Raw genomic sequence first — 15,342 nt, 5'->3', positions numbered from 1 at the left:
GATGTCACAAAAACGGCTACCGTACTACTGCGGTAGCCGTTTTTTTATTGCTATAATTCATCAACAAAGCAAACACCATTTTTTGTTAGTATGATTATTTGCAGTAAGCTAGCTTTAACAAAGCTATGGAACTTATAACAAGATAACAAGTATAAAAAGGACACACTATGGAACTATTTGATGAACCGACAACCAAGACTCCAGAACAAAAACAAGCAATTTTAGACAATGTCCGTTTACCAGAAGATTGGAAAACAGCGTTAGCAGATGAACTAACGTCTGAGAATATGGACAATCTACGCGCGTTCTTAAAAGAGGCGTATCAGTCGGACGATAGTATTTATCCTCCTGCGCCATTGATGTTCAATGCGCTTAATCTCACACCGTTATCACAAGTCAAAGTGGTAATCTTGGGCCAAGATCCTTATCATCGTCCAGGTCAGGCTATGGGGTTATCATTTTCTGTTCCTAAAGCCATTCCAAAGCCACCATCATTAAATAACTTGCTTAAAGAAATGGCAGATGACATTGGCATTCGGCCTTCAGCGCATGGCGATTTGACATACTGGGCGCAGCAAGGCGTTCTACTGCTTAATAGCTCACTGACTGTACGAGAAGGCGAGCCAAACAGTCATCAAAATAAAGGCTGGGAGCAGTTTACTGATGCTGTCATCGATGCCGTTAATGAACAGACAAAGCATACCGTATTTATTTTGTGGGGTAGTAAAGCCCAAAAGAAAGGTAAGTATATCGACACGGATAAGCATTTGATTCTGACAGCGGTACATCCATCACCACTTGCAGCAAACCGTGGTGGCTTCTTTGGCACTAAACCTTTTTCTAAAACAAATGACTACTTGGTACAGTACGGCCAAACTCCAATTGACTGGCAATTACCACAATAAATGCAAAATATACAGAATATAAGCTTAATGCCATATCAATCTTTAAATATTCAGTCCAACACCTTTTGGTTAGCTGAAGATATTAAATGGATGCAACAAGCAATCGAACTTGCTAAGCAAGGTGCTGAGCGAGGAGAGGTACCGGTAGGTGCGGTATTGGTACATGATCAGCAGATTATCGGCCAAGGGTTTAATCAACCTATTAGTAGCCATGATGCTACTGCTCATGCAGAGATAGTTGCATTAAGAGACGCTTGTACGCGTTTAGAAAACTATCGATTGCCGCTACAGACTACTTTATATGTCACTCTAGAGCCTTGTACGATGTGTATTGGTGCATTAATTCATGCGCGTGTAAACAAGCTGGTGTACGCAGCGAGTGAACCGCGTGCTGGGATGGTTGGTAGTCAAATGGACTTATCATTACAACCTTTCTACAACCATAGTATCCAAGCCTATAGTGGGTTATGCAGCGAGCATAGTAGCCAAATACTAAAGACATTTTTTCGTGAGCGTAGGCAAGCAGCAAAAAAGAATAAAGCCACTATGTAAACTAGAAATACTAATAAACAAGATATCAGTCTTGGTGCTAGTGGTCACGATGATTTTTTGCTATAATATTGCCCTATTTGATAGCACCCATCTTAATGGGCTATTAAAGACTTAACATACGAATAAATATTGTTTTATTAATGACATACGATAAGCGATATAAGTAACGCATATTATTGAGTAAGTATTATGACTAGTTCTACACCTGATAATGTTTTACTCAATACAGAGAATAGCCACAACTCATCAGTGCGCTATCCTGTTATTTGTATCGATGGTCCTAGTGGCGCTGGTAAAGGCACTGTTACATGGCGTCTAGCACAAGTGTTAGGCTATCAGTTGTTAGACTCTGGTGCGCTTTATAGAATTGTTGGTCTAAAAGCCTTTGAAGCGGGTTTGATTAGCGCAAATGCCAGCCAACCAATCGATGAAGATGCTGTATTAGCATTGACTGAAAGCTTAGAGATAGCGTTTGTACCAAACAATGATTCAGGACGTGTAGACATCATTGTTAATGGGCAAGCAGTAGGTGAGCAAGTACGCAATGAAACGATAGGAGGCTATGCATCACAGATAGCTGTCTTTCCACAGGTTCGCCAAGCATTGCTCAAGTTACAACAAGATATGGCCACTCGTTCAGGTTTGGTTGCTGATGGTCGCGATATGGGTACGGTTGTTTTCCCAGATGCTGATGTTAAGGTATTTTTGACGGCCAGTGCTGAAGCGCGTGCAGAACGCCGTGTGACTCAGTTGTTGAACGCTGGTCAAACAGCAGATTTTGAGGCAATTTTAGCGACGATAAAAGAGCGTGATGATCGTGATGAAAATCGCAGTACAGCGCCATCGAAGCCTGCGGCAGATGCATTATTACTTGATAGTTCAGCATTGAATGCTGATGCAGTATATGAGCAGGTCAAAAAACATTGCCAAGATAAAGGTATATTTTTCACTAGTTAGTCATTTAATAGCTAGTAAAAACAACATATTAAGTACTAAAAAGTTTCCTATTAATCATTGTTTTAGTATAAAATAATACGGTTAAGTTAAATTTTATTGAAGCAGTAAGAAAAATTTAGTTTATTCAAGATATTGCAGTCGATATAAGACAGTTGTTGTTAGTCAGTTTTAATTACGATGAGCTCGCTATCAACAAACGTTTTTTTATATGATTGCATGGGATATAAAACCAGTATTTCGTTCTATACAATCATAAATTTGATCCGTACTGTGCTGGACAGGATACGGCTATACAAAGGTAGACATAATGGAATCATTTGCTGAACTATTTGAAGCGAGCATTGAAGAGCAGGGCCTAGATATCGAGCGTGGCTCGGTTATTACAGGTGCTGTTGTGGCCATCGATAGCGATTGGATCACAGTAGATACTGGTCTTAAATCTGAAGGTATCGTCGCTCGTGAAGAGTTTTTAAGCGAAGAAGGCGAACTTGAAGTTGAAGTTGGCGATAGCGTTGATGTCGTAGTTGAAGCGGTTGATAACGGCATGGGTCAAACCTTGCTGTCACGTGAGAAAGCTAAACGTGTTGAAACTTGGAACTTCCTTGAAAAAATCGCTGATAACGATGAAATCGTTAAAGGTATCATTTCAAGCAAAGTTAAAGGCGGTTTCACTGTAGATATCGGTTCAGTACGCGCGTTCTTACCAGGTTCATTGGTAGATGTACGTCCTATCCGTGATACAACGCATCTTGAAGGCAAAGAGCTAGAATTCAAAGTCATCAAACTTGACCAGAAACGCAACAACGTTGTTGTTAGCCGTCGTGCAGTTATGGAAGCTGAAAACTCAGCTGAGCGCGAAGAGCTATTGAACAAGCTTGAAGAAGGCATCGAGATCGAAGGTATCGTTAAGAACCTTACTGATTACGGCGCGTTCGTTGATCTAGGTGGTATCGATGGTCTATTGCACATCACTGACATGGCATGGCGCCGTATCAAGCATCCATCTGAAGTTGTTGAAGTTGGCCAAGACCTAAAAGTTAAAGTATTGAAGTTTGACCGTGAACGCAACCGCGTTAGCCTAGGTCTAAAACAACTTGGTACTGATCCTTGGGATAACGTTGGCGGCACTTACCCAGTAGGTAGTGTTGTAAAAGCTCGCGTAACCAACTTGACTGACTATGGTTGTTTCGCTGAGATTTCTGAAGGTATTGAAGGTCTAGTACACGTATCAGAAATGGATCATACCAACAAAAACATCCACCCATCTAAAGTAGTTCAAGTGGGCGATGAAGTTGAAGTAATGATTCTTGATATCGATGAAGAACGTCGTCGTATTAGCCTAGGTATCAAACAAACTCTAGCTAATCCATGGGATGAGTTTGATAAGAAGCATGAGCGCGGTGATAAAATCACTGGTACTATCAAATCAATCACTGACTTCGGTATCTTTATCGGTCTAGACGGTGGTATTGATGGTCTTGTTCATCTATCTGATATCTCTTGGAACGAAACTGGCGAAGATGCTATCCGTAACTACAACAAAGGTGACACCGTTGAAGCAATGGTATTGTCTGTAGATGCAGAAGCTAACCGTATCAGCCTAGGCGTGAAGCAGTTAAGCTCTGATCCATTCAACGAATACCTAGTCAACAATGACCGTGGTGCTATCGTTAATGGTAAAGTGAAAGAAGTAGACGCTAAAGGTGCTACTATCGAACTTGCTGACGAAGTTGAAGCTTATCTACGTGCTTCTGAAATCCAACGTGACCGCGTTGAAGATGCAACTAAGCATCTGACTGTTGGTGATGACGTTGAAGCGAAAATCATCAGTGTTGATCGTAAAACACGCAACATCAACTTGTCTATCAAAGCGAAAGACGAAGCTGAAGAGCGTCAAGCGATTAAAGATCTTGGTAGCACGAACACTACTGCTGCGCCAGGTTCTGATGCACAGCCAAAAACTATTGGTGATTTGATCAAAGAGCAAATGCAGTAAGCTGCAAACTATTGATATAAAAGTAATATAAAAAAAGCGACTTCGGTCGCTTTTTTTTATGATTAGATTTTATTAACACAGTTAGTAATAGAGGTTTTTAGCCAAATGGGCAAACTCTTATTCCCATTTACGCTAATATCCGCTATCATTTGCACCATTGAGTAACGAGATGATAGTTATAAGCTTTTTATAGTCATAATATGATTCTGAATGTTAGTTTTCAAAGATTCAGTATATATAGTTTAGTTATACAAACGCATTTACGTACTATAGAGCGTTGACTTATCATCAGCTTATCCATCAATCAACAAGGCAAGCGTAATAATGCAGCAAGCGATTAACAAATCCGAATTTATCAGTAATTTGAGTGCAAACTGTGACAACATGGCAGATACCGTGGTTGATGACGCAGTGCGTGAAATCTTAAACTTGATGACCCATACTTTAGCCAATGATGGCCGAGTCGAAGTTCGCGGATTCGGTAGTTTTTGTCTACATCATCGCCGTGCCCGTATGGGACGTAATCCTAAGACAGGTGAAAGCGTACCTGTACCGGCTAAAGCGATTCCACATTTTAAGCCAGGCAAGGCCTTACGCGAAGCAGTAAACGATACGGTAGCAAACGGTTAGTTAAACCAGCACTGGCTATCAAACCGTCAAAATTTATCACTCCAAACTGAGGTAACTGTCTCATGCGCTTCCTACTATTTGTATTGCTGTTTTTGAGCTTTGCCTATTCACTTGGTTTGGTATTGGCAAATAATACTGAGGTCGGAGTCAACCTACTGTTTTCACAAGCACCTACGATGAATCTAGGGTTGCTACTTATTTTGTGTTTGATGCTAGGTATTGTTATTGGTATTTTACTGGCATTGCTTATCTTTCGTGTGCTGCAAAATAAGTGGGAAATCTCACGTCTGCAAAAAGCAAACGCAAACTTGCAAGAGCAATTGACTCAAGCCAATACAGTTATCGATCGTCAAGCAAGCGCGCCAACAGTAGATGAAGCTGTTTATGGTGCTTCTGCTGCCAATGTACAAAGTAGTGACGCAACTAGCCTAACTGAAGGCTCTACTCTGTCTAAGCGTAGACGAGATTAAGTCGTTAAGTGATTTTTTATGTGATCTGCTAGGTGATAGCTTAACGATCGCAGTACTGACCTCAAATACAATACTTTGATAATTTCAAAATATATGGTAAAACCATGAATAATGTAATTAACTCTCCAGTTGTCGTCGCTCTAGACAATATGACGGTAGAGGCGTCTCTAGCGCTAGCTGATCAGTTAGATCCATCCCAATGTCGATTGAAAGTCGGTAAAGAGCTATTTACGCGTTGTGGCCCTGATATCATCAAGGCACTGCATCAACGTGATTTTGAAGTGTTCTTAGACTTAAAATTCCATGATATTCCGAATACCACTGCTCAAGCAGTATTGGCTGCCGCTGAGCTCGGTGTATGGATGGTGAATGTCCATGCTAGCGCAGGTCTAGAAGCCATGTCATTGGCAAAACAGCGCTTGCTAGATAGAGATCTCGATACCTTGCTCATTGCAGTCACCGTATTGACCTCTATGGATAGTGAAGCGTTGATGCAAACAGGCATCACTGATAGCTTAGATACCCAAGTCAGCCGACTAGCACAACTGACTAAGCAAGCTGGTCTTGATGGTGTGGTGTGCTCGGCTCAAGAAGCAAAAGCACTTAAAGCATTATGTGGTCAGGATTTTAAACTGGTGACGCCTGGTATTCGCTTAGCTGAAGACAACGCAGATGATCAAAAACGTATCTGTACACCAAGTCAGGCGCTAATAGACGGTTCTGATTATTTAGTCATTGGTCGTTCGATCACTCAAGCCTCAGACCCTGCTGCTAAACTACAGACGATACTTCAAAGTATTTAAGTTTGAATAGACGTTAAGAAAAAGAGACAGCCTAAATGGCTGTCTTTTTACTTTTTGATGGTCAAGGAAAAGCTGCTACACTACTTAAATTTATTCTTACAAACTTTCTAAAATATAATAACTATATTAAAAATGCTCATGTAGCTAAATATCAGTAGTACTGCTATGAGCGTTTATCGCTAATTAGATTTTTAATAATAACGCCACTAGATGATGTTGGATAATATGAAATTACAGATATTGAGTGACTTACATATTGATAGTTATGCACGTCAATCGCACCCCATTGGGCATATTCCTAAAACTGATGCAGATTTAGTATTAGTAGCAGGAGATACTGCTAATAGCGACAAAGGTATGCCGTGGTTGCAAGAACAAGCAGCGCGCTTAGAAGTTCCCCTGATTACTATCGCTGGTAATCATGAATACTTTGATGAAGATGTCTTGAAATTTGACCATAAACTGGCAACTTGGGATAACTATGATACTGCGTCTAAAAAAGGGGTTCGCGTCTTACAATGTCAGCATATCGATATCGGTGATATACGCCTTTTAGGTTGTACGCTTTGGACAGACTATCAGTATCATGCTAACGAAGACACCATGGCCGCTGCTAGGCATTTTATGCGTGACTATAAGCAAATCTATGCAGGCAATGAACTGTTTTCACCTGAAGTATCTATGCAGATTCATGCGGAGCATCGTCAGTGGCTACAGCAAGCTTTGATTGAATCTCATAAACTGGGTAAAAAAACAGTAGTCATGAGTCATCACAGCGTCAGTGCGTTATCGGTATCTGAAAAATATGCCAATCTACCAAGTAATGCGGCTTTCGTCAGTGACTTGTCAGGATGGATGCACGAGGATTGGGCACCGATGCTATGGGTACATGGACATACTCATGAAGCATTTGATTATAAAATTGGTAATACACGAGTGATCGTCAATCCACGAGCCTATCCTAATGAGGTCAGTAGTACCGCATTAGAGTTCGCGTGGGACAAAGTCATTGATGTTGGCTAGGACCGTGTATAAATATCTGGCAAATCTTCATTTATTCTAGACATAGACTCTTTTGAATAAAGCACTTTTTTGAAAGAGTGCAGAGTATTTATAAGATATATTGCAACTAGATTTGTCTGTGGTTCATTCCTGATAAGAAATCTGCTAGGCTTGCTGTCATGAGTAAATATCTGAATAACACCCTGTCAAAAATATCTGCTGACAAGCTTGCGAGTCACACACCAAGCGCGCCTGCACCTTCGCACCTACCAGATAGTATGATCTCCTCTGTCAGCCTATTGCCTGAAAATAAGCGGCTGATACTATTTACCAGGCACTCTTTACGAGAGCGATCTGATGGTAATGGTTTTGCCAGCTATCAGTTACCGTTGACTCCTAAAGGCCGTATACTGGCAAAGTCTTGGGGTCGTTGGTTATCAGGTCATCTACCATATTCGCTCGACGTCGATAGTATCTCCAGCCCCATTGGACGTTGTATCGATACCGCGCAGCTGATGCAAGAGGGGGCAGGACTACGGCGTAATATTACGCATCAATCATTGTTAGTTGAGCCTGGTAGCCTCGTCACTGAACCTGAAATAGCCAACCCTGTGTTCAAAGAAATTGGCGTGTTGAACTTTATCAATCGCTTTTTGCAAGGCAATTTGGAAGGGACTAAAAATACCTATCAAGGCGGTTTGGATATTCTGTCACTTTTTTACCAGAATCAGCCGCAGCATGGCCATCTGATGCTCGCTGTGAGTCATGACACGTTGCTATCTGCATTCTTAGCCGTCATGTTCGATGTGGTAGAGATTGATTGGAATGATTGGCCAAAGATGATGGAAGGCGTGTTCTTATGGTTCGATGATAAGCCATTTGATCAAGCGAGCGCCCATTTTATTTGGCGGGGTCAGGTATATACTCGGCCGATTAGTTCATTGTTAGACGGTTATCGTGCAGCTGGCTACCATCCTAGCAAGTTGCTATTGCCGCCAGAAGTGCAGTGGAATTGATGTTTTGTTCAAACATTGAATGAGTTGATATAGTAACTATTCATTGAATACGTTTTGAATAGGCATAAAAAAACCTTGCCACGGTATTAGAACCAGTAACAAGGTTTTAGTCATTACGCTATAAAAGCGAAATGCGGTCTAACCAATACAAATCTTAAGCTTGTAGGCCTTTGATTGTTTTGTTTAGGCGGCTCTTACGACGAGCAGCTTTATTCTTATGAATAATACCTTTGTCAGCCATACGATCAAGAACTGGTACCGCTTTTTTGTAAGCTTCGGTAGCCGCGTCATAATCTTTAGCTGCGATAGCCGCATCAACACGTTTTAAGTAAGTACGAACCATAGAGCGTTGTGACGCAGAGTTCTGACGACGTTTGGTGTTTTGACGGGCGCGTTTACGAGCTTGTGCAGTATTAGCCACGCGTATCTCCTTGATAAAGATAGATAAAAATATGAATGTTGATTGCAATAATGGGTTTAACAATCATCGGTGACGAGCAGCCGTCTCGTCAAATATGATGTCGATGTCTGATATTAAAGTATCTAATATGAATAGATCATCGTAAGCGCCAGAGCTGTTTGGAATAATTAAACAGCGTTGACGTGTAAAGCCGATTATCTTAGCAAATTATTGAACTAAGGACAATATATTTGATGATTAATGCTCAAAGAAGTTACGTAATATCATCGAATTTGGGTCATTCTAGTAACTAAATCAATAGTAAGCGTTGATAGACGTAGAGGGTTGATAAAATCTCTTACAATATATCCTATATAATAGCGTCAGTTATTGAGGAATTTAGGTATGATATTCTAACGATAGACCTTGATATAGGTATTTTCTCATCAATATAGTTCATCTAATGTTATATAAGTGGATAGGATATGCAGCGAAAAGCAATTGTGATTGGCGCAACGGGGTTAGTAGGGCAGCATTTGGTAAAGCAACTGAGTGAGCTTTATGACACATTGATTGTGATTGCTCGTCGCCCGCCACGCTACATTAATGCCAGCATGCGTTTTTATCAAATCAATGATTTTGATAATCTCTCTGAAGTGTTTGCAAGTGTCGGTGCCGATCGAACCACGGATGCTTTTAGTTGTTTGGGTACGACAAAAAAGCAGGCTGGTAGTGATGAGGCGTTTCGCAAAGTAGATCGAGACTATAATGTAAACTTTGCCAAGTTATGTCGTGACAAAGGGGTAGAGAATTTCTTTTTACTCTCCTCAATGAATGCGGATATTGATAGTCGTTTTTTATACAATCGAGTTAAGGCTGAAACAGAGCAGGCTGTTATGGCATTAGATTTTGGCCAATTGGTCGTCTTCCGTCCGTCATTATTACTTGGTAAGCATAAAGGTCGTCCGCTTGAGAGCATTGGTCAAAAAGCCTTTAAACTCATCTCGCCGCTCGTGTCAGAGTCGCTATCGTTACATCCTATTTCTGCTAAACGCGTTGCCAGTGCTATGGCCATGAGTGCTCATGATATCTATCATCGTAGTAAATATCGTACTGAACCTCAAATTAAGCATATCGACATTATCGAAAACAAACAGATGCTAGCGATGACTCGTGTCAAAAAATAAAGTACATTTTTTCTAGTGACAGACTCAGTCTCAAAAACGGAAATCTATAGATATCGATTTTTAATTGCGTCAGAACAAGATTGCATTAGAACAAGAACACAAGAGTAAAAAATACAATAACTATTATCAAAGTATCAATAAGTATTTGAATAACAGTTAGTTGAATCACTAAAATAAGGAGCAGGAGCAATGTCAGAATCGATACAAATGGATAGAGAAAGTTTTGTCACTTGTGATCTATTGGATGCCAATCCTGAGTCTCAAGTATGCTTGCCAAATATCGAAGGCAAGTCATTCCGTCAGTTTGGTACAAAAGACAAATTCTGCGGTGAAATCGTGACGGTTAAGTGCTTTGAAGACAATAGTCGTGTTAAGTCACTATTGAATAGCGATGGTAAAGACAAAGAAGGCAATGGGAAAGTGTTGATCGTCGATGGTGGCGGCTCTATGCGCTGTGCATTACTAGGCGATATGATTGCACAATCAGCTATCGACAACGGCTGGGCTGGGGTTATTGTATATGGCTGTGTTCGCGATGTTGATGACATGGCAGAGATGGATCTTGGCGTGATGGCGCTTGGTTGTATCCCGCGCAAATCAACTCGTCGTGATGAAGGTCAAACGGATATCGAAATTAGTTTTGGTGATTTGACGTTGAATTCGGGTATGTTTGTTTATGCTGATAACAATGGCATCATCGCTAGCGATAAACCCCTTATCAGCTGAAGCTTTAGGCCTGGCTTGATTAGTAAAAACAAAAACCTCAGCTGATAAGTTGGGGTTTTTTGTTATGTAACGACAGTTAAAGCGCAATAATCGTTGTTAACCCTCAATTATTAATGAGTAAACTCTTAAGTGACAAACCGTTACGGCATAAGTTTTGGTAATTGCTCAAATATTCGTATAATAGCTTTCTGACTCCTTAACTTTGATCCTATTCTTTATGCCTATTACTGCTCTGACTGACGCGTTTGACCCTATTAACCAGCAGTTGTTCCCTATCCAAAATGCCGAGCGGCGTTGGCTAGCGCCTGTCCATGGTGCGGTCAGCAGTTTGTGGCTGGCAAGCTTGGTTCAAACACCTATGTGGAATGTTGCCGAGCGATTAAAGGTCGTGGTGGCACGTGACCAAAACCAACTCAATCAAATAGAGACCGAGCTGGCATTTTGCGGAGTCGATGCTTATGTGTTCCCTGACTGGGAAACATTGACTTATGATGAGCTGTCTCCGCATCAAGACATCGTTAGTGAGCGCATCAACCTGCTGACGGATATGCCAAGATCAGGTGTGCTGCTTATCTCCGTACAGGCGCTGATGCATCGCGTTGCACCGCCAAGTTGGCTGATTGGTCAGCATTTTGATTTGAGTGTCGGTGATCAGTTTGATATCAATACGCAACGTGGGCTGTTGGCAAAGGCAGGCTACCGCGCTGTTGAAAATGTCTTTGAACCAGGTGAGTTTGCAGTGCGTGGCAGTATTATTGATATTTTTGCCATGGGTCAGCCTTTTCCGCTGCGTTTAGACTTGTTCGATGATGAAATCGAAACGATTCGCTTTTTTCATCCTCAAACCCAGCGTACATTGACTGCCGATGATTTGAAGGCGATGTTAACGGGCAACGATACCAGTATGGCAAAAGAGTCATTGTCACTACTGCACAAAATGCCAGATATCTCTAAACCTATCGAACAATTTCAAATCTTGCCTGCCAAAGAGTTTCCGCTCGATGAAGGGCGTGAGACCTTCCGCACGAACTTTGCTGCGCTGTTCCCTAATACCAGCAGCCGAAAGTCTGAGCTGCACAAAGACGTAATGGCAGGAATTGCTAGTAGCGGATTAGAGTATTATCAACCGCTATTTTTTGACTTAAAAGACTGGGAGGCGGAGAGTAGTTTATTTTCCTATTTACCAAGCGATGCGTTGTTTATCACCGATGAATTAATCAATGAAAAACAAGCCGATTACTGGTCACAAATCCAGCGCCGCTACGAAGAGCGTCGCCATGACATTGATAAGCCTATCGTAGAGCCAGCAATGCTGTATCTATTATCTAACGCGCTTAACGAACAGCTAAACCAGTATCCAAGAGTAATATTAAGTGCTCGTGATGAACTGGCTACGATGAATGATGTGGGAGTGCCAGAAAGTATAGATGCCTCACAAATACCATTGCCATTGAGTGTCACTAAACAACAAGGACTGGTGACATTAAGTGCTCAAGAACCGCCACAATTAGCAGTCAATCATCAAAAATCTGAACCATTATCCGAATTGCTCGACTTCTTGGATACGCAATCAAAGACTTCGACACCCGTACTAATCGTTGCAGAAACCGCAGGCCGTCGCGAGATTCTCATTGAACTGTTCAAAGGCAAGATTGATATCAAAGCGTATGATAGCTTTGAGGCATTTTTAGCCGCAGATAAAACCAGCGCTATTAATAACAATCATCTACCGCATGTCGGTCTGACCGTAGCGCCAATTGAGCGCGGTGTCTACGTGCCTGAGCGTTTGGTACTGATTAGCGAAACACAGCTGTTTGGTCGTCAAGTCTTACAGACACGCCGTCGTCGCCAAAGCGGTGTGTCAGAAGAATTCTTAGTCAAGAGCGTTACTGAGATAACAGATGGCAGTCCAGTGGTGCATATCGAGCATGGTATCGGTCGTTATAATGGCTTGATTACCTTAGATGTGGGCGATGGTGAGCAAGAATTTATTCATTTAAAATATTCTGATGACGCTAGTATCTATGTGCCAGTTGCTAATTTGCAAATGATTAGTCGCTATAGTGGCGGTGATCCAGCGTTAGCACCGCTACATAAGATTGGTAGTGGTAAATGGGACCGAGCCAAGCAAAAAGCATTAGAGCAAATTCATGACGTTGCTGCTGAATTGCTCAATATGCAGGCAAGACGTGAGGCCAAAGTTGGCATTCATTTCAAAATAGACCCATCACAGTATGAGCTATTCGCTAGCCAGTTTGCCTTTGAAGAAACCGCCGACCAAGCCAATGCTATTCATGCAGTAATGGAAGACATGAGACAAAACCAGCCGATGGATCGTCTTATTTGCGGCGATGTTGGTTTTGGTAAAACAGAAGTCGCGATGCGAGCCGCGTTTATTGCCGTTAGTGCTGGCTATCAGGTTGCCGTACTGGTGCCTACCACATTGCTTGCCGGTCAGCATGAAGACAACTTCCGCGATCGTTTTGCCGATTGGCCAGTCCGTATCGAGAGCTTATCGCGCTTTGGTGGCAAAAAACATCAAGAAATGGTATTGGCTGATTTGGCTGCTGGTAAAGTGGACATTGTCATTGGTACTCATAAACTGCTACAACCAGATGTGAAATTTGCCAACCTTGGCCTGATGATTGTTGATGAAGAGCATCGCTTTGGAGTGCGTCATAAAGAGCGTATCAAGGCCATTCAGACAGATGTCGATAGTATGTCTATGACGGCAACTCCGATCCCTAGAACGCTAAATATGGCGCTCTCAGGTATGCGCGATATGTCGATTATCGCCACACCGCCTGCCCGTCGTCTTGCCATTAAAACTTTTGTAATGCAAAAGACAGAAGCCCTGATGAAAGAAGCCATATTGCGTGAGCTTCTGCGTGGTGGGCAGGTCTATCTACTACATAATGATGTTGCCAGTATCGAGCGTATGGCAGAGACTATTCGTGATCTAGTGCCAGAAGCGCGAGTAGGGGTGGCACATGGACAAATGCAAGAGCGCCAACTTGAGCAGATCATGCAGCAGTTTTATCATAAAAAATTCAATGTGTTGGTTTGCTCTACCATTATCGAAACGGGCATTGATGTGCCCAATGCCAATACGATCATCATTGAGCGTGCAGATAAGTTTGGTCTTGCGCAATTGCATCAGCTGAGAGGCCGAGTAGGACGTAGTCATCATCAAGCGTATTGCTACTTACTAGTGCCTTCTCTGAAAGGCCTCAAAGGTGATGCCAAGCGCCGTTTGCATGCGATTGAGCGCGCCAACACATTAGGCGCAGGCTTTATGCTGGCAAGTGAGGATTTAGAGATTCGCGGTGCAGGGGAGATATTGGGTAAGCAGCAAAGTGGCAATATGCAGGCGATTGGTTTTAGCTTGTACATGGATATGCTTGAGCGGGCGACTAAAGCCATTAAAGCTGGCAAGGAACCTGATTTAAATACACCATTGTCGCTAACCAGTGAGATTAATCTACATAGCTCAGCTCTCATTCCAGAGGAGTATCTACATGACGTGCATCAGCGCTTATTGTTTTACAAGCGTATTAGCAATACCGATGATAAAGAAGCATTGACTGATATTCGCACGGAAATGATAGATCGCTTCGGGGCACTGCCAGATCAAACCAAGCAATTATTCGCCATTCATGGATTACGTTTACAAGCAGAGCCGCTTAAGATTAACAAAATTGATGCTAATAGTAGTAGTATGACGCTGGAATTTGCGCCAGATACTCCAGTTGATGCATTAGCGATTATTAAATTGATCCAATCAAATGGTCAGCATTATCGTATGAATGGCGCATCTGGTATTCGTTACCAAAATAGCGATAAATTAGCCACACCGCAACAGCGTGTGACGGTCATACAAGAGCTGCTGCGCTATTTTAGCGAGCACATGGTGACAGAGCCTGCTTAGTACATAGCTGGATATCAAGTAGGCTAGGTAGTCATACTAAGGCAATAAATTATGGTGCTATTTTATCAACCCGATAACTGATAAAATAGCCAAACTAACTTTTTAACCCTCTGTATTTTATTTGCATTAAACAACAAGAGAACCGTCATTATGTTCCAACTTCATCATAAACTTGCTGCTGATAGTTTTTTAGTGGGGGATTTTCCATTATCCACTTGTCGTTTAATCAATGACTGCCAATTTCCTTGGCTGATATTAGTGCCACGTGTCTCAGGTATCAAAGAGTTATATGAGCTGTCTGAGGCAGATCAAACACAGTTTTTACGAGAGTCCAGCTGGTTGTCGAGCCAGTTAGCCAAAACCTTTCAAGCCGATAAAATGAATGTAGCCGCTCTTGGTAATCAAGTACCACAACTTCATTTTCATCACATTGTCCGTTATCAAAATGATATGCAATGGCCAAACCCAGTATGGGGTGTGCCAGCTGTGCCATATACTAAAGAAGTATTGGCGCAAATGCAGCAAACATTGATGATGGCGCTACGTGGTCATCACCAAATGCCGTTTGATTGGCAAATGTAATTATCATTCTATCCTGCATTTAATAAGAATAGCTTGAACCTAAATTTTATAGGTGAAAAGGGAGGCCAGATACTTAAATGTATCTGGCCTCCCTTTTCTAATTAAGTTTGAATAAAACTGTAAAACAGCCACTAAACTAGACAAAAGGTCGCCTTATAGTCATCAGTAACCTTGTTTAAACTTATTTC

The 15,342-nt window shown here is 41.9% G+C and carries 14 protein-coding genes; 13 read left to right on the top strand and 1 reads right to left on the bottom strand.

Translation table 11 applies throughout. From position 1 onward, the window contains the following. Positions 1 to 167: 167 nt before the first annotated feature. From QL886_RS08230 to QL886_RS08190, 9 genes are all read left to right on the top strand, one after another. Entirely contained in the window at positions 168 to 905 is a 738-nt protein-coding gene (locus tag QL886_RS08230) for a uracil-DNA glycosylase (protein WP_201605546.1), read from the top strand. Positions 906 to 932: 27 nt separating this feature from the next. Next, entirely contained in the window at positions 933 to 1,457 is a 525-nt protein-coding gene (gene tadA, locus QL886_RS08225; RefSeq protein WP_290178323.1) for a tRNA adenosine(34) deaminase TadA, read from the top strand. A 189-nt stretch (positions 1,458 to 1,646) separates the two neighbouring features. After that, on the top strand, positions 1,647 to 2,414 hold the full coding sequence (gene cmk / locus QL886_RS08220) for a (d)CMP kinase (protein ID WP_290178322.1): 768 nt from the start codon (positions 1,647 to 1,649) through the stop codon (positions 2,412 to 2,414). Positions 2,415 to 2,721: 307 nt separating this feature from the next. Then, positions 2,722 to 4,410 (top strand): 30S ribosomal protein S1, encoded by a 1,689-nt coding sequence (gene rpsA / locus QL886_RS08215; RefSeq protein ID WP_057759193.1) that lies wholly within the window; start codon positions 2,722 to 2,724, stop codon positions 4,408 to 4,410. 324 nt (positions 4,411 to 4,734) lie between these two features. Next, positions 4,735 to 5,040, top strand: coding sequence for an integration host factor subunit beta (locus QL886_RS08210; protein WP_057759195.1), 306 nt, complete (start codon positions 4,735 to 4,737; stop codon positions 5,038 to 5,040). Between the two features lie 62 nt (positions 5,041 to 5,102). Further along, positions 5,103 to 5,510 (top strand): lipopolysaccharide assembly protein LapA domain-containing protein, encoded by a 408-nt coding sequence (locus QL886_RS08205; protein ID WP_102091942.1) that lies wholly within the window; start codon positions 5,103 to 5,105, stop codon positions 5,508 to 5,510. 104 nt (positions 5,511 to 5,614) lie between these two features. Further along, the gene (gene pyrF, locus QL886_RS08200) at positions 5,615 to 6,313 is read left to right on the top strand and encodes an orotidine-5'-phosphate decarboxylase (protein ID WP_102091941.1); all 699 of its coding nucleotides are present in this window, start codon (positions 5,615 to 5,617) and stop codon (positions 6,311 to 6,313) included. A 210-nt stretch (positions 6,314 to 6,523) separates the two neighbouring features. Continuing rightward, positions 6,524 to 7,336: a metallophosphoesterase gene (locus QL886_RS08195; RefSeq protein WP_290178321.1), complete on the top strand. Its 813-nt coding sequence runs from the start codon at positions 6,524 to 6,526 to the stop codon at positions 7,334 to 7,336. A gap of 158 nt (positions 7,337 to 7,494) precedes the next feature. After that, on the top strand, positions 7,495 to 8,331 hold the full coding sequence (locus tag QL886_RS08190) for a histidine phosphatase family protein (RefSeq protein ID WP_102091939.1): 837 nt from the start codon (positions 7,495 to 7,497) through the stop codon (positions 8,329 to 8,331). A gap of 154 nt (positions 8,332 to 8,485) precedes the next feature. Here QL886_RS08190 and rpsT read toward each other — a convergent pair whose 3' ends face one another. After that, complete coding sequence (rpsT, locus tag QL886_RS08185) at positions 8,486 to 8,752, bottom strand: 30S ribosomal protein S20 (protein ID WP_010200097.1); 267 nt, start codon at positions 8,750 to 8,752, stop codon at positions 8,486 to 8,488. Between the two features lie 464 nt (positions 8,753 to 9,216). On the opposite strand from rpsT, the gene QL886_RS08180 reads away from it, so the two are divergent. The 4 genes from QL886_RS08180 (at position 9,217) to QL886_RS08165 (ending at position 15,154) form a co-directional block, all read left to right on the top strand. Further along, positions 9,217 to 9,918, top strand: coding sequence for an NAD-dependent epimerase/dehydratase family protein (locus QL886_RS08180; protein ID WP_057759204.1), 702 nt, complete (start codon positions 9,217 to 9,219; stop codon positions 9,916 to 9,918). Positions 9,919 to 10,107: 189 nt separating this feature from the next. Continuing rightward, the gene (rraA, locus tag QL886_RS08175; RefSeq protein ID WP_290178320.1) at positions 10,108 to 10,644 is read left to right on the top strand and encodes a ribonuclease E activity regulator RraA; all 537 of its coding nucleotides are present in this window, start codon (positions 10,108 to 10,110) and stop codon (positions 10,642 to 10,644) included. A gap of 217 nt (positions 10,645 to 10,861) precedes the next feature. Continuing rightward, entirely contained in the window at positions 10,862 to 14,572 is a 3,711-nt protein-coding gene (gene mfd / locus QL886_RS08170) for a transcription-repair coupling factor (RefSeq protein WP_290178319.1), read from the top strand. 150 nt (positions 14,573 to 14,722) lie between these two features. Beyond that, the gene (locus tag QL886_RS08165) at positions 14,723 to 15,154 is read left to right on the top strand and encodes an HIT family protein (RefSeq protein WP_057759208.1); all 432 of its coding nucleotides are present in this window, start codon (positions 14,723 to 14,725) and stop codon (positions 15,152 to 15,154) included. The last annotated feature ends 188 nt before the right edge of the window (positions 15,155 to 15,342 follow it).

The sequence above is a fragment of the Psychrobacter sp. APC 3281 genome (assembly GCF_030407815.1).
In the GTDB taxonomy this organism is placed as follows: Bacteria; Pseudomonadota; Gammaproteobacteria; order Pseudomonadales; family Moraxellaceae; genus Psychrobacter.
Note: the sequence above shows the minus strand (reverse complement) of the source record. Positions and strands in the feature narration are given on the sequence as shown.

What these genes read in the sequence shown, in the direction of transcription:
- tadA (WP_290178323.1), top strand. Translation starts at nt 933, where the DNA reads ATGCCATATCAATCTTTAAATATTCAGTCCAACACCTTTTGGTTAGCT.
- QL886_RS08190 (WP_102091939.1), top strand. Translation starts at nt 7,495, where the DNA reads ATGAGTAAATATCTGAATAACACCCTGTCAAAAATATCTGCTGACAAG.
- pyrF (WP_102091941.1), top strand. Translation starts at nt 5,615, where the DNA reads ATGAATAATGTAATTAACTCTCCAGTTGTCGTCGCTCTAGACAATATG.
- QL886_RS08205 (WP_102091942.1), top strand. Translation starts at nt 5,103, where the DNA reads ATGCGCTTCCTACTATTTGTATTGCTGTTTTTGAGCTTTGCCTATTCA.
- QL886_RS08195 (WP_290178321.1), top strand. Translation starts at nt 6,524, where the DNA reads ATGATGTTGGATAATATGAAATTACAGATATTGAGTGACTTACATATT.
- cmk (WP_290178322.1), top strand. Translation starts at nt 1,647, where the DNA reads ATGACTAGTTCTACACCTGATAATGTTTTACTCAATACAGAGAATAGC.
- QL886_RS08180 (WP_057759204.1), top strand. Translation starts at nt 9,217, where the DNA reads ATGCAGCGAAAAGCAATTGTGATTGGCGCAACGGGGTTAGTAGGGCAG.
- mfd (WP_290178319.1), top strand. Translation starts at nt 10,862, where the DNA reads ATGCCTATTACTGCTCTGACTGACGCGTTTGACCCTATTAACCAGCAG.
- QL886_RS08230 (WP_201605546.1), top strand. Translation starts at nt 168, where the DNA reads ATGGAACTATTTGATGAACCGACAACCAAGACTCCAGAACAAAAACAA.
- rpsA (WP_057759193.1), top strand. Translation starts at nt 2,722, where the DNA reads ATGGAATCATTTGCTGAACTATTTGAAGCGAGCATTGAAGAGCAGGGC.
- rraA (WP_290178320.1), top strand. Translation starts at nt 10,108, where the DNA reads ATGTCAGAATCGATACAAATGGATAGAGAAAGTTTTGTCACTTGTGAT.
- QL886_RS08165 (WP_057759208.1), top strand. Translation starts at nt 14,723, where the DNA reads ATGTTCCAACTTCATCATAAACTTGCTGCTGATAGTTTTTTAGTGGGG.
- QL886_RS08210 (WP_057759195.1), top strand. Translation starts at nt 4,735, where the DNA reads ATGCAGCAAGCGATTAACAAATCCGAATTTATCAGTAATTTGAGTGCA.